This is a genomic window from Gordonia sp. (in: high G+C Gram-positive bacteria), assembly GCF_052106715.1.
Lineage (GTDB): Bacteria > Actinomycetota > Actinomycetes > Mycobacteriales > Mycobacteriaceae > Gordonia.
Genome location: NZ_JBQEDL010000028.1, coordinates 1 through 14,121, shown reverse-complemented (window position 1 = coordinate 14,121; position 14,121 = coordinate 1). Strand labels below are relative to the sequence as shown.

Here is a 14,121-nt window from a genome sequence, read left to right as displayed (position 1 = left end):
GGTTAGTTAGTTGACTAACTAACCATTACACCCGGTGGGATCCGTGTCAAGGGCTGTGGCAGGCTGGCGATCGTGGATGGACAGTCGTGCCCGTGTGGACGTGGTGAAGTGATCGAGTCGTGCTGCGGCAGATACCTGTCGGGCTCGTCGACTCCGCCGACTGCGGAAGCCTTGATGCGCAGCAGATTCGCGGCGTTCGCCGTGGGTGACGAGGAGTACCTGCTCGCTACCTGGCACCCGGATACGCGGCCGACGTCATTGACCGTCGACCCGCAGACGCGGTGGTTGCATCTCTCGATCGTCGATGTCGTCGACGGATCGCCCTTCCATTCGAGCGGAGTCGTCGAGTTCGTCGCCGTATATCGGGATGCGGACGGGCGGGGTGAGCTACATGAGCGCAGCGTGTTCGAGCGGGTCGACGGGCGCTGGTTCTACGCGTCCGGTGTCCACCGCTGACTCGTATTCAACCGAATCGTTGACAAAGCCGGAGCTTGGGTGTCTACTTGTATTCAACCGGAGTGTTGATTAAGGAGTTCAAGCGATGTCCGACGATCAGTTGTCACGGGTGTTCTCGGCGCTGGCCGACCCCACTCGGCGTGACATCGTCGCCCGGTTGACCACGGCCGACGCCACAGTGAACGAACTGGCCCAGCCGTACGACGTGAGTCTGCAAGCCGTGTCCAAGCATCTGCGTGTGCTCGAGGGTGCTGGTCTGGTGACTCGCACACGCGATGCTCAGCGCCGTCCGGTCCACCTGGAGGCGCAGGTCTTCGACCTGATGACCAAGTGGATCGAGCGCTATCAGCGCCGAGCCGAGGAACGGTATCAGCGGCTCGACGCGGTACTCGCGGAGATGAACGAGACAACCGAGGTTTCACGTCCAGAGGAGGACGCATCATGACAATCCAATCGCACCCGACAGCATCGATCGAAGCGGATCCGGCGCTGCCGATCATCCGCATCACCCGCGACTTCGCGGCCACGCCCGCTCAATTGCGCGCAGCGCACGTCGACCCGGAATTGTTCGCGCGGTGGGTGGGACCGGACGGCATGAGCAACCGGATCCTCACCTGGGACGCCCGCGACGGCGGTGAGTGGCGGTACGTCGCCGGACGCGACGGCGAGGAGTACGGGTTCCGCGGATGCTTCCACACGGTCGGCGACGACGTCATCGTCCAGACGTTCACCTTCGAGGGAGTGCCCGACGCCGTGGCGTTGGAGACGATGCGGTTCGAGGAACTCGGCGACGGACGTACGCGCCTGCACGCACAGTCGTTGTGCGACAGCATGGAAGGTCGCGACGCCTGGCTGGTGTCCGGCATGGAAGTGGGTGTCGACCAGGGCTATGCGAAGCTCGACGGTCTCCTCGCCGACGGAACAGTCTCGGCGTGAGCGCGCTCGGCGAGGCGTCGCCCGCCGAGCGGCACCGCATCGTGGCCGCGGGATTCGCTCGGGAAGCGGCCGCCACCGCCGACTGGACGGCGCAGACGCCGGTACCCGAATGGAACGCGCGCGACGTCGTCGCTCACCTCGTGGAGTGGTTCCCGTCGTTTATGGCGGCGGGCCATGTGGTGCTGCCCGCCGTGACCGCCGACGATCCGGTGGACGCGTGGGCACAGCAGACGGCGTCTGTTCAGGCGCTGCTCGACGGCGACGAAGCGGGCCGCGACTTTACGCATCCTTACGTCGGCACGTCGTTGCTGCGGGACGCGGTGGACCGGTTCTACACCGCCGACGTGTTCATGCACACCTGGGATCTCGCGCAGGCGAATGGGCGACGACCCGACCTCGACCGCGGGTTCGCGGCCGAACTGTTGGCCGGATTGAGTTCGATGGAGGAGGTGCTGCGATCCTCGGGCCAGTACGGGCCCGCCCGACAGGCGCCCACCGACGCCGATCCGGTCGTCGCGCTCGCCGCGTTCATCGGCCGGAATCCGGAGTTCGCGCGCTGACCCGCGCAGCGTCGAGCGGCCACGGACTCCGAACGTTAAACCCGCGGAGGTCGTAACCCTTCTCGCTGTACACACCGCGCGGCATGCTCGACGTGTGAGTACAGACAGTCAGACCATCGATCGCACAGCAGGCATCACCTCCGGCGTCGAACTCGACGTCGCTCGGCTCGGACCAACGCATGGCGCCGAGATCTCGGGAGTCGACATCGCGTCGGCGACCGGTTCTCAGATCGCCGCGATACGGGTCGCACTCGCGGAGTACAAGGTGCTCGTCATACGCGGGCAGGACCTCACGGACGCCGAGCACGTCGAGTTCGCGACCCGGCTCGGTGACGTGACGGCAGGCCATCCCGTATGGGACAGCGGCTCGGAGGTCCCGGATGAGATGTACTCGCTCGACAGCACCGACAACGGGTTCGCCGATGTCTGGCACACCGATGTCACATTCATGCCTCGCCCGCCTGCAGCGTCGATCCTGCGGCCGGTGATCCTGCCCGACCTGGGCGGCGACACCAACTGGGCCGACAGCGAGGCCGCGTACGCCTCGCTTTCCTCGCCGCTGCAGCGGCTTGCCGACCAACTCGTCGCGGTGCACGACGGCAATCGCGAGTTCGGGTACTACCTGCGCCAGCGTCGCGCCGGGCGTGGGAACGTGTGGGACGGGGAACAGGTCACCAGCCTGCCGCCCGTCCGGCAACCGGTGGTCCGCATCCACCCGGAGACCGGCCGCAAGGCGTTGTTCGTCAATCCTGGATTCACCTCTCACATCGAGGGCGTGTCCGATGCGGAGAGCCGCGGACTACTCGACGCGTTCTACGCGCATCTGACCAAGCCGGAGCACGTCGTACGACACCGTTGGAGTCTCGGCGACGTCGTCCTGTGGGACAACCGGAGCACGGCCCACTACGCGAACCGTGACTACACGGAGCGCCGCGTGATGCATCGGGTCACGTTGCGAGGTGATCGTCCCGTCGGGCCGCAAGGCCTCGTCGGCCCGGACCACCCGGCGGAATCAGTCGGCGTCGAGCGCTGACACTGTGCAATCGGTCTTGCCCCGTAGCGGATCTGGAATCTGCGGGTAGCGTGGATCACGTGCCTGACGAATCCACTCGACCTTCTCAGATCAGTACTCTCGGCGAGCTTCGCGCCACCGATCACGTGCAGCGCAGCGTGCGCGACGAGATCCGGCACAACCTGCTGAGTGCTCTCCGTTCCGGCGGCGATCCGTGGCCCGGTGTCGTCGGATTCGACGACACCGTCATCCCACAGCTTGAGCGCGCCCTCATCGCCGGACACGACGTCGTCATGCTCGGTGAGCGCGGTCAGGGCAAGACGCGCCTGTTGCGCACGCTCGTCGGACTGCTCGACGAGTGGACGCCGGTGATCGCCGGCTCCGACCTCGATGAGCATCCGTACGAGCCGATCCTGCCCGAGTCGATCCGCCGCGCGGACCAACTCGGCGACGACCTGCCGATCGACTGGCGGCACCGCAGCGAACGGTACAGCGAGAAGCTCGCGACACCGGACACCTCGGTCGCCGACCTCGTCGGCGACATCGATCCGATGAAGGTCGCCGAAGGTCGCAGTCTGGGCGACCCGGAAACCATTCACTTCGGGCTGATTCCGCGGGCGCACCGCGGCATCGTCGCCATCAATGAGCTTCCGGACCTCGCCGAGCGCATCCAGGTGTCGATGCTCAACGTGATGGAGGAGCGCGACGTCCAGGTCCGCGGCTACAGTCTGCGGCTGCCGCTCGACGTGCTCGTCACAGCGAGTGCCAACCCAGAGGACTACACCAACCGCGGCCGCATCATCACCCCGCTCAAAGACCGCTTCGGGGCCGAGATCCGTACTCACTACCCCCTCGAACTGGACGATGAGATCGACGTCGTCGAACAGGAGGCCGACCTCGTCGCGAGCGTCCCGACGTATCTCATCGAAGCTCTCGCGCGCTTCACCAGGTATGCGCGTGAACATCCGTCGATCGATCAACGGTCCGGTGTGTCTGCGCGATTCTCGATCGCTGCGGCCGAGACGGTCGCGGCGGCAGCACTGCACCGGGCCGCGGTCACCGGCGAAGAATTGCCGGTCGCTCGCCCCGTCGACCTCCAGTCGGTGATCGACGTGCTCCGCGGCAAGGTGGAGTTCGAGTCGGGCGAAGAGGGGCGCGAACTCGAGATCCTCGACTATCTGCTCCGGAAATCCGTCGCCGACGTCGTACGTGCGCACCTCGGCGGCGTCGACATGCGTCCACTCGTCGAGGCTCTCGACGCCGGGCACCCCGTGTTGACCGGCGACCGCGTGCCCGCCACTGAGGTCGTCGAGGCCATCGGCGACGGAGCGCAGGTACTCAAGGTGCTCGACGAGATCGCGAGCCGACTCGACGCACTCGAACCCGCTGAGCGCGCCAGCGCCCTCGAACTGGCATTGGAGGGGCTGTACCTGGCGCGTCGTATCGGAAAGGACGAGGACGACTACGGGCGGACGACGTACTCGGTGTCCTCGCCCGACGACGAACTCGAACATGATGGCGCGTAACCGTTTCCATCGGTCCCGGTACAGCCGTTACACGGGTGGACCGGATCCCCTCGCGCCGCCCGTCGACCTGAGGGAAGCGCTCCGTGCGATCGGCGACGACGTCATGGAGGGTGTCTCGCCCGAGCGTGCGATGCGGGAGTTCCTACGCCGCGGCGGATCGTCGGCGCGCGGTCTCGATCGGCTCGCCGAGGAGGCGAACCGGCGACGCCGCGAACTCTTGCGCGATCGGAACCTCGACGGCACGTTCGACGAGATCCGCGATCTCCTCGATTCGGCCGTCCTCAACGAACGCAAGCAACTGGCCCGCGACCTCGACGACGACGCACGCTTCGCGGAGATGCAGATCGGCAGTCTGCCCGCGTCGACGGCGCAGGCCGTCCGCGAGCTCGCCGACTACGACTGGCGCAGCGCACAGGCGCGGGCCGACTACGAGAAGATCTCCGACCTCCTCGGCCGAGAAGCCCTGGACCAGCGGTTCAGTGGCATGAAAGAAGCGCTCGAAGGCGCGACTGAGGAAGATCGGCAGCGGATCTCCGACATGCTCGGCGACCTCAACGAGTTGCTGGCCAAGCACAACGCCGGGCAGGACTCGCAGGCGGATTTCGACGAGTTCATGGACAAGCACGGCGAGTTCTTCCCCGAAGGCCCGGAGAACATAGACGAGCTCATCGACGCCTTGGCCCGCCGGTCAGCCGCAGCCCAACAGTTCTTCAACTCGCTCACTCCGGAGCAGCAGGCCGAGTTGGCCGAGTTGTCGCAGCAGGCATTCGGGTCACCGGAACTCATGAGCGCGCTCGGACAGATGGACGACGCGTTGCGGCAGGCGCGCCCCGATCTGAACTGGGACGGATCACAGGAATTCTCCGGCGATTCGCCGATGGGGATGGGAGAGGGCGCCGCTGCGCTTCGTGACATCGCAGAACTGGAAGAACTCGGTGAACAGCTGTCGCAGGGCTATGCGGGTGCTCAGATGGAGGACATCGACCTCGACGCGCTGGCTCGTCAGCTCGGCGACGAGGCCGCCGCTGACGCGCGGACCCTGAGTGAACTCGAGAAGGCCTTGCGGGATCAGGGCTTCTTTCGACGAGACTCCGATGGCAGTCTCAAGCTCAGTCCGAAGGCGATGCGTCGACTCGGGCAGTCGATTCTGCGGGATGTCGCCGCACAGTTGTCATCGCGGGGAGGGGACCGTCGCACCGATCTCGCAGGTCGCCTCGGTGAGCCGACCGGTGCGACCCGTGAGTGGGCGTTCGGCGACACCGAACCGTGGGATGTCACACGCACTGTGACGAATGCGGTGCTGCGCACGGCGACTGATCGGCAGGACGCGTCTCACGGGGTGCGGATCGATGTGCGCGACGTCGAGGTCACTGAGACGGAGGCGCGCACGCAGGCCGCGGTGGTCCTCCTGGTCGACACCTCGTTCTCCATGGTGATGGAGGGGCGTTGGACGCCGATGAAGCGGACTGCGCTTGCGTTGAACCAGTTGATCTCGACTCGGTTCCGGTCGGACGAACTGCACCTGATCGAGTTCGGCAGACACGCCCGGTCGACGAACGTCGACGAGTTGACCGGCCTGGAACCGCGGATGGAGCAGGGCACCAATCTGCACCACGCCCTCATGTTGGCGCACCGGCATCTGCGCCGGTTCCCGAACGCCCAGCCGGTGCTGCTGATCGTGACAGACGGCGAGCCGACGGCCCACCTGGAACCGGACGGCGAGGCGTTCTTCTGGTACCCGCCGCACCCGCAGACCATCGGCCTCACCGTGCGCGAACTCGACCACCTGTCGCGGATGGGCACCCAGATCACGTTCTTCCGGCTCGGCGACGACCCGGGTCTTGCGAATTTCGTCGACCGCATCGCGCGACGCATCGGTGGACGCGTCGTCGCGCCGGACATCGACGGACTCGGCGCCGCAGTCGTCGGCGACTACCTGCGGGCGCGACGCGCGCGGTGAGCTTCACGCGGGCCCAGCTCCTGACGTTCGCCGAACGGTCGGTCCCCGATCTGATCGGCCCCGACTGTCGGCTGTTGCTCTGCGGGATCAACCCCGGGCTGTGGACGGCCGCGACCGGGGCGCACTTCGCGCGGCCGGGCAACCGGTTCTATCCGGCGCTGTACGCGGCGGGTATCACCGACCGGCTGATCGACGCGTCCGACGGCATGTCAGAAGCTGACGAGGCGGCACTCGTCGGAGCCGGGGTGGGGATCACCAACGTGGTGGCTCGTGCGACGGCGAAGGCGTCCGACCTCGCGCGAGACGAATTCGTCGAGGGCGGGAAGAAGTTGGTCCAGACGGTCGAACGAGTGCGCCCGCGCGTCCTCGCGATCCTCGGCGTCACGGCCTATCGCACGGCGTTCGGAGTGCCGAAAGCCACCGTCGGCGAGCAGCCGGACGGGCTGGGCGGCGCCCGGCTCTGGGTCCTGCCGAACCCGAGTGGCCTCAACTCCCACGAGAGTGTCGCGTCGTTGGCTGCTGCGTACCGAGCGGCCGCGGTGGCGGCCGGTGTGCGCCGAGCCGCTGTGGACTTGTAGACCGACCACGCAGCCTCAGATCTGTTGTCGCACACTCAATGCGTCTTAGCAGCCTGGGCCCAGGCTGCTAAGACTCATTGATGTTGTGATGACGAAGGTGAATGTGCGATGAAGCAGTTGAGGCTGCGGCTCGCCTGCCGAGGCTGCTACGCCAGCAGCCACGCGGTCACTGCGATCACCGGGATCGACAGCAGCGTCGTCACGAGGGCGGAGTCGCGAGCGAGGATCTCACCGCGCCGATAGCGGGTCGCGTACACGAGGACGTTCTGTGCGGTCGGCAGTGCGGCGATCACCACCTGACCGAACAGCTTGTGCCCGGTCATTCCGAACATCCAGCGCGCCGTCGCATAGGCGAGAAGCGGCATCGCGACCATCTTGAGGATCGAGGCCAGGACGATGTCGCGGCGAGGGCTCTCGCCCTTCTTGAACACGGTCACGCCGGTCAGCGTGAGCCCGAACGCGAGAAGGGCGAGCGGGGCAGACGCCCGACCGAGCATGTCGGCCGACTCGAGGATCGATTGGGGAGGTGTCCATCCCGACACCGACACGATCAGTCCGACCGCGCCGCCGATCAGGATCGGGTTGCGCAACGGCACGGCGACCGTCCGCCATACGGATGTTCGCGTCGACCCGTCGAGTGCGGTCAGATCGAGGGTCGCCAACGCGACAGGTGAGTAGAACACGATCTGGAAGAGCAGCAGAGGAGCGATGAACGACGCGTCGTCGAGGACGAAGATCGCGATCGGCAGGCCGAGGTTGACGGTGTTCACATACGACGCTGAGAGCGCACCGATCACCAGTTCGGGGATCTCGCGTCGCAGCCACAGGCGCGCGATGACGAGGTACACGAAGCCGACAGCCAGCGCGCTGATCGACGCAACGGCGAGGGTCGACGAGAAGACCGCGGACAAGTCACTCGTCGCCAGCGAATGGACCAGGAGCGCGGGGGTGCAGACGAAGAAGACGAGTCGCGACAGTGTGGTGGAGGCGTGGTCGCCGAGAGTGCGGGTGCGGCCGAGTAGGTAGCCGAGACCGACGATTATGAAGATCACGGTGAACCCGGATACGACGCCTGACACCCCGCAATACTAGGGTCCGTCGCCGCATGTCGAAGGTCTCACCTCCCACGTTTTGCCATGCGAGGCTTCGGCCGGTTAGTCTGTTCAGGTTGTGTGCCGCGGTCGGATTGCCGTGGATGCAGGCGATCAGCGGGCGAGGCGGTCGGGACAGACCCATACCCATACCCGCGCCGAACGTGAGGAAGGGCGAGAACCATGGCAGTACCGAAGCGCCGGATGTCGCGGGCCAACACCCGCAGTCGTCGGTCGCAGTGGAAGGCAGACAATGCTCCGCTGCAGGAAGAAAAGATCAATGGCGTCACGCAGCGCGTGCCGCGTCGTCTCGTCAAGGCCGTCAAGCTCGGCCTCGTCGATCTCGACCGTCGCTGAGACTACTCGCGACGAACTGATGTGAACGGCTGCGGCCGACGAGTTTCGACTCGTCGGCCGCAGCTGTTTTTCTGACACAAGCATCTCGGAACGGTAACGCCGCCGATGGATTCTCGGCCTCGTCAGCCGCGTAAGACGCGGTATGGGCGCCGAGTAGTGTCGGGTGCGGCCGCAGACTCGCGAATAGGGGATCCACTGGTGGGTACAGGTAAGTTCTCCGACGGATTGTCCGGGAAGCCGGTAGACGTCGCCAAGGTTCCCGGAATTCCGGTCAACAAGCGCGTCTTCTTCGGTGCCAGCGCAGGCATCATCGGCATCATCGTGTGGGCACTCATCGACACCGACGGCGCGGACCGCGTCATTCAAGCCGCGGTCACCTGGGTCGCCGCTGAACTCGGATGGTTCTACATCGGGCTCGTCGTTACCGTGCTGTTGTTCGTCCTCTGGGCGGCCCTCTCGCGCGTCGGCGGAGTCAAGCTCGGCCCTGATCACTCCAAGCCCGTCTACAATCTGTTCTCCTGGACGGCGATGTTGTTCGCCGCCGGAATCGGCATCGACCTCATGTTCTTCTCGGTCGCCGAACCCGTCACCCAGTGGATGCAGCCGCCGACCGGCGACGGGCAGACCCTGGAGGCCACCCGGCAGGCCGTCGTGTGGACCCTGTTCCACTACGGGATCATCGGCTGGGCGCTGTACGCGCTCATCGGCATGTCGCTCGCCTACTTCGCCTACCGCTACAACATGCCGTTGTCCCTGCGGTCCGCGCTCCGGCCCGTCTTCGGCGACAAACTCGACGGGATCCTCGGCGACTCGGTCGACATCGCCGCTCTACTCGGTGCCATCTTCGGTTTGGCGACGAGCCTCGGCATCGGTGTCGCGCAGCTCAACGTGGGTCTCGAAGACCTGTTCGGGATCGCGCAAAGCCACTGGGCGCAGGCCGGACTCATCATCGTCGCGGTCGCGATCGCGACGTTGTCGGCGGTGTCGGGCGTCGACAAGGGCGTCAAACGGCTCTCCGAAATCAACGTGATCATCGCGCTCGGTCTGCTGCTGTTCGTCCTCATCGCCGGCTCGACGACCTACCTGATGAACGCACTCGTTCAGAACATCGGCGACTTCGCCAGCCGCTTCCCGTCGATGGCGCTCGACACGTTCGCCTACCAGGACACCGGTGACTGGAAGGCGACGTGGACGCTGTTCTTCTGGGCGTGGTGGATCGCGTGGGCGCCGTTCGTCGGCCTGTTCTTGGCGCGGATCTCCCGCGGCCGCACCATCCGGCAGTTCGTGTTCGGCACTCTTACCATTCCGTTCGTGTTCATCCTCGTCTGGATCTCGATCTTCGGTAACAGCGCGCTCGAGATCGCTCGCGGAAACAGCGACTTCGCCGACACCGCGGTGAACACGCCGGAGGAGGGGTTCTACGCACTGCTGCACGAGTACCCCGCAGCACCGGTCCTGGTGGTCGTCGCGACGTTCACGGGCCTGCTCTTCTACATCACGAGCGCCGACTCGGGCGCCTTGGTGATGTCCCACTTCAGTTCCCACGTCACCGACAACGAGTCGGACGCCGCCCGCTGGGTACGAGTCTTCTGGGCGGTCGTCACCGGGCTGTTGACCATGACGATGCTGTTGATCGGCGGCATCACCACGCTGCAGAACGCGACGGTGATCATGGGCCTGCCGTTCGCGGTCGTCATCGCGCTGATGATGCTCGGGCTCTTCGGAGCGTTGCGTGCCGAAGGCGACTGGGTGGATTCGCGGCGGAGCGCCATGACGCACGCGCTGTCGCATCGGTCGTCAGGCGGTACCGCGTTGAACTGGCGGCAGCGGGTCGAACGACTCGTCCGATACCCAGATTCCAATGACGTCAGGAAGTACTCCGAAAGCGTTGTGCGGCCGGCACTCGATGAGGTCGCGGCCGAACTCGTCGCGTCGGGCATGGACGCGAAGGCCGGATCCGCCCACGTCGACGCCTACGACTTGGAGAGCCATCACCTCGACGTCGACTTCGGCGGCGGCCGCACGTTCCACTACCAGGTGTATCCGACGCGGCACCCGACACCGGTGTTCGGGCGCTCGCCCGACTCGGGCGACATGTTCTTCCGCCTCGAAGTGTTCACGGCGCAGGGCAGTGAGGGCTTCAACGTGTTCGGACTCACCGAACCGCAGATCATCTCGAACGTCCTCGACCAATACGAGCGTCATCTGCACTATCTCGAGTTGGTCGGCGGCGACACCGCGACGATCGTCGGTGAGCAGGTCGTCGACTGGTCCGCCGACTTCCCGGACGGATCCGACGTGGCGCCCACGCAACCGGGATCTGCAGCAGAATCGGCGAGTGCAGGCCGAGAATCACTCGACGTAGAACCAGGACTCGCATCAGAGGCCGGAGCCACGGGCCCGGCGAAGGAGGAATCGTGACTGCACAGACGCTGTTCGTCGACGGACGGTGGGAGGCCGCAGCCGACGGCGCGACCCGCGACATCCGGTGTCCTGCAGACGGAAGCCTGGTGGCGACCGTCAGTGAGGCGAGCGCGGCCGACACCGAGCGTGCCATCGCGGCAGCGCGACGCTCGTTCGACGACCGCCGCTGGGCGTCGGTTCCGGCGGCCGAACGAGGCAAGCTCCTGGCGAGGCTCGCCGACGGCATTCGGGAACGTCACGAGGAGTTCGCCCGCGCCGAAGCGCTCGACACCGGTAAACGGATCGTCGAAGCACGCATCGACATGGACGACATCGTCAACTGCTTCGACTACTTCGCCGAACTCGCGTCCAAGGACGCGGGGCGGCTGGTGGACGCCGGATCGGAAACGGTCGTCAGTCGAATCCAATACGAACCTGTCGGCGTGTGCGGCCTGATCACACCGTGGAACTACCCGCTCCTGCAGGCGGCGTGGAAAATCGGTCCGGCGCTCGCCGCAGGCTGCTCGTTCGTTCTCAAACCTGCTGAGCTGACGCCGCACACTGCCATCCTGACGATGACGTTGCTCGACGAACTGGGGCTTCCGGCGGGGGTCGCGAACCTGGTGACGGGTGCGGGCGCTCAGGCTGGCGCCCCGCTGTCCGAGCATCCGGACGTCGACATGGTCTCGTTCACGGGAGGGCTCGTGACGGGCCGGGTCGTCGCGGCGTCGGCGGCAGGCACAGTCAAGAAGGTGGCGCTCGAACTCGGCGGCAAGAATCCGAACGTCGTGTTCGAGGACACCGACTTCGACGCGGCGGTCGACAACGCGCTCAACGCGGCATTCGTCCACTCCGGGCAGGTGTGCTCGGCAGGCGCACGTCTCGTCGTCGAGGAGTCGATCGCCGAGCGGTTCGTCGACGCACTCGTGGAGCGCGCCGGGCACATTCGGATCGGCGGGCCGTTCGACGACGCCGCCGAGACCGGACCGCTGATCTCGGCGGCTCACCGCGACAAGGTGCACGCCTACGTGCAGGCCGGCGTCGCCGAGGGGGCCCGACTTCGCTGCGGTGGCGAATTCGCCACCGGCACATCGGGTTCCACCGACCTGGATGCCGGTTTCTACTACCGGATGACGGTGCTCGACCAGGTGCGGCGCGGTATGTCGGTCGTCGTCGACGAAGCGTTCGGACCAGTCGTCACCGTCGAGACGTTCACCGACGAGGACGACGCCGTCACGATCGCGAACGACACGGCCTATGGTCTCGCGAGCGCGGTGTGGACGCAGGACGCGGGCAAGGCGCAGCGGATCGCGAACAGGCTGCGCCACGGCACCGTGTGGATCAACGACTTCCATCCGTATCTGCCGCAGGCCGAATGGGGCGGCTTCGGGCAGTCGGGGGTCGGGCGTGAACTCGGCCCAACCGGACTCGACGAGTACCGCGAGGCCAAGCACGTCTATCAGAACATCGCACCAGAGGTGACCGGTTGGTTCGCCGACCGGACAGACGAGGGGAACTGACATGAGCACCGACTCCTTCGATTACGTCGTCGTCGGCGGCGGTTCGGCAGGCTGTGCGGCGGCCTCCCGGCTCTCCGAGGATCCGTCGGTCCGCGTCGCGCTGATCGAGGCCGGTCCCGACGACCGCGGCGTCCCCGAGGTACTCGCGCTGAATCGTTGGATGGAGTTGCTCGAATCGGGATACGACTGGGATTACCCGGTGGAGCCGCAGGCCTCGGGGAACTCGTTCCTTCGGCATGCTCGTGCGCGTGTCCTCGGCGGCTGCTCGTCGCACAACTCGTGCATCGCGTTCTGGCCCCCGCGCGAAGACCTGAACGATTGGGAGACCAGGTTCGGCGCGACCGGCTGGAACGCCGAGAATCTGTGGCCCGTCCTCAAGCGACTCGAGACCAACGAGGACGCGGGCCCCGACGCGCCGCACCACGGTGACAGCGGTCCGGTCCAATTGATGAACGTGCCGCCGAACGACCGATGCGGTGTGGCGCTCCTCGAAGCAGCAGCCGAGGCGGGGCTGCCGACCACCCCGTTCAACACCGGGAGCACGGTGACCCGCGGCGCCAACTTCTTCCAGATCAACCGCCAGGCCGACGGCACTCGCGCATCATCGTCGGTCTCGTATATTCACCCGATCGCCGACCGCGAGAACTTCACGCTCCTCACCGGACTGCGTGCGCGTCGACTCCTGTTCGACGGCACCCGCTGCACGGGCGTCGAGGTGGTCGACAATCAGTTCGGACAGGCACGGACGATCACCGCCGAACGCGAACTGGTGCTCTCGTCGGGTGCGATCGACACCCCGAAGCTGTTGATGCTGTCCGGTATCGGGCCGGCCGACCACCTCCGCGAGAACGGTGTCGATGTTCTCGTCGACTCGGCCGGAGTCGGGCTGAACCTGCAAGACCATCCGGAAGGCGTCATCTCGTGGGAGGCGAAGCAGCCGATGCCGACCGACTCCACCCAGTGGTGGGAGATCGGGATCTTCGACATGGTCGACGACGGCCTCGACCGGCCGGACCTGATGATGCATTACGGAAGCGTGCCGTTCGACATGCACACGGTGCGGCAGGGTTATCCGACCCGTGACAACGTCTTCTGCCTCACTCCGAACGTGACGCACGCGCGGTCGCGCGGCACCGTCCGTCTGCGCTCGCGTGACTTCCGAGACAAGCCGATGGTTGACCCGCGCTACTTCAGCGACCCCGAAGGGTACGACATCCGCATCATGACGGCGGGCATCCGGCGAGCCCGCGAGATCGTCGCCCAGCCCGCACTCGCCGGATGGGCGGGAGAGGAGTTGTTCCCGGGTCCAGGGGTCGTCGACGACGCGAGCCTGGCCGACTACATCCGCGCCACCCACAACACCGTGTATCACCCGGTCGGAACGGCGGCGATGGGATCGGCCGACAACGCTCCCGTCGACGCCGACCTCCGCGTCAAGGGCGTCGAAGGCCTTCGTATCGCCGACGCCTCCGTCTTCCCCGAGCACATCTCGGTGAACCCGAACATCACCGTCATGATGATCGGCGAACGCTGCGCCGACCTCGTGGCAGGAAAGGCCTGACCGAGTCCTACTCGGTGATCGAGCGGTACCGCCCCGTCGATCGAGCGGTACCGCCCCGTCGATCGAGCGGTACCCAGGACGGCGCCACCCACGCTGCAACGGGGGGGGGGAGCACAGCCAGCAAAATGGGGGGGGGCCACACGCGCTCCAACTGGGGGGGG

At 66.2% G+C, this 14,121-nt stretch carries 13 protein-coding genes; 12 read left to right on the top strand and 1 reads right to left on the bottom strand.

The annotated features are described in order from the left end of the window. Positions 1 to 72: 72 nt before the first annotated feature. The 8 genes from ACTIMF_RS14020 (at position 73) to mug (ending at position 7,028) form a co-directional block, all read left to right on the top strand. Positions 73 to 456 (top strand): YchJ family protein, encoded by a 384-nt coding sequence (locus ACTIMF_RS14020; protein ID WP_442350909.1) that lies wholly within the window; start codon positions 73 to 75, stop codon positions 454 to 456. Between the two features lie 85 nt (positions 457 to 541). Further along, positions 542 to 901 carry an ArsR/SmtB family transcription factor gene (locus tag ACTIMF_RS14015; protein WP_442350908.1) on the top strand — a complete coding sequence of 120 codons (360 nt, stop codon included), beginning with the start codon at positions 542 to 544 and terminating at the stop codon, positions 899 to 901. Further along, entirely contained in the window at positions 898 to 1,392 is a 495-nt protein-coding gene (locus ACTIMF_RS14010) for an SRPBCC domain-containing protein (RefSeq protein ID WP_442350907.1), read from the top strand. The genes ACTIMF_RS14015 and ACTIMF_RS14010 overlap by 4 nt, the downstream gene beginning before the upstream one ends. After that, positions 1,389 to 1,952 carry a maleylpyruvate isomerase family mycothiol-dependent enzyme gene (locus ACTIMF_RS14005; RefSeq protein ID WP_442350906.1) on the top strand — a complete coding sequence of 188 codons (564 nt, stop codon included), beginning with the start codon at positions 1,389 to 1,391 and terminating at the stop codon, positions 1,950 to 1,952. Before ACTIMF_RS14010 ends, ACTIMF_RS14005 begins: the two co-directional genes overlap by 4 nt. Positions 1,953 to 2,046: 94 nt before the next feature. Then, the gene (locus ACTIMF_RS14000; protein WP_442350905.1) at positions 2,047 to 2,985 is read left to right on the top strand and encodes a TauD/TfdA dioxygenase family protein; all 939 of its coding nucleotides are present in this window, start codon (positions 2,047 to 2,049) and stop codon (positions 2,983 to 2,985) included. A 59-nt stretch (positions 2,986 to 3,044) separates the two neighbouring features. Continuing rightward, positions 3,045 to 4,490, top strand: a complete 1,446-nt coding sequence (locus tag ACTIMF_RS13995) for a sigma 54-interacting transcriptional regulator (RefSeq protein WP_442350904.1) — start codon at positions 3,045 to 3,047, stop codon at positions 4,488 to 4,490. Next, a complete protein-coding gene (locus ACTIMF_RS13990) occupies positions 4,480 to 6,450 on the top strand; it encodes a VWA domain-containing protein (RefSeq protein WP_442350948.1) in 1,971 nt (656 codons plus the stop codon). Before ACTIMF_RS13995 ends, ACTIMF_RS13990 begins: the two co-directional genes overlap by 11 nt. After that, positions 6,447 to 7,028, top strand: coding sequence for a G/U mismatch-specific DNA glycosylase (gene mug / locus ACTIMF_RS13985; RefSeq protein ID WP_442350903.1), 582 nt, complete (start codon positions 6,447 to 6,449; stop codon positions 7,026 to 7,028). Before ACTIMF_RS13990 ends, mug begins: the two co-directional genes overlap by 4 nt. 146 nt (positions 7,029 to 7,174) lie before the next feature. Here the strand turns inward: mug and ACTIMF_RS13980 are convergent, their stop codons facing one another. Further along, the gene (locus tag ACTIMF_RS13980; protein WP_442350902.1) at positions 7,175 to 8,107 is read right to left on the bottom strand and encodes an AEC family transporter; all 933 of its coding nucleotides are present in this window, start codon (positions 8,105 to 8,107) and stop codon (positions 7,175 to 7,177) included. 195 nt (positions 8,108 to 8,302) lie between these two features. Here ACTIMF_RS13980 and rpmF point away from each other — a divergent pair, with 195 nt between their 5' ends. From rpmF to ACTIMF_RS13960, 4 genes are all read left to right on the top strand, one after another. Then, positions 8,303 to 8,476, top strand: coding sequence for a 50S ribosomal protein L32 (gene rpmF / locus ACTIMF_RS13975; protein ID WP_236999047.1), 174 nt, complete (start codon positions 8,303 to 8,305; stop codon positions 8,474 to 8,476). 198 nt (positions 8,477 to 8,674) lie between these two features. After that, positions 8,675 to 10,897, top strand: a complete 2,223-nt coding sequence (gene betT / locus ACTIMF_RS13970) for a choline BCCT transporter BetT (RefSeq protein ID WP_442350901.1) — start codon at positions 8,675 to 8,677, stop codon at positions 10,895 to 10,897. Beyond that, positions 10,894 to 12,399, top strand: a complete 1,506-nt coding sequence (locus ACTIMF_RS13965) for an aldehyde dehydrogenase family protein (protein WP_442350900.1) — start codon at positions 10,894 to 10,896, stop codon at positions 12,397 to 12,399. Before betT ends, ACTIMF_RS13965 begins: the two co-directional genes overlap by 4 nt. A gap of 1 nt (position 12,400) precedes the next feature. Continuing rightward, positions 12,401 to 13,960 carry a GMC family oxidoreductase gene (locus tag ACTIMF_RS13960; RefSeq protein ID WP_442350899.1) on the top strand — a complete coding sequence of 520 codons (1,560 nt, stop codon included), beginning with the start codon at positions 12,401 to 12,403 and terminating at the stop codon, positions 13,958 to 13,960. Positions 13,961 to 14,121 lie beyond the last annotated feature (161 nt).

Excerpts from the sequence above, each read along its gene's own strand:
- ACTIMF_RS13990 (WP_442350948.1), top strand. The coding sequence starts at position 4,480 with ATGGCGCGTAACCGTTTCCATCGGTCCCGGTACAGCCGTTACACGGGT.
- ACTIMF_RS13960 (WP_442350899.1), top strand. The coding sequence starts at position 12,401 with ATGAGCACCGACTCCTTCGATTACGTCGTCGTCGGCGGCGGTTCGGCA.
- ACTIMF_RS14010 (WP_442350907.1), top strand. The coding sequence starts at position 898 with ATGACAATCCAATCGCACCCGACAGCATCGATCGAAGCGGATCCGGCG.
- rpmF (WP_236999047.1), top strand. The coding sequence starts at position 8,303 with ATGGCAGTACCGAAGCGCCGGATGTCGCGGGCCAACACCCGCAGTCGT.
- ACTIMF_RS14015 (WP_442350908.1), top strand. The coding sequence starts at position 542 with ATGTCCGACGATCAGTTGTCACGGGTGTTCTCGGCGCTGGCCGACCCC.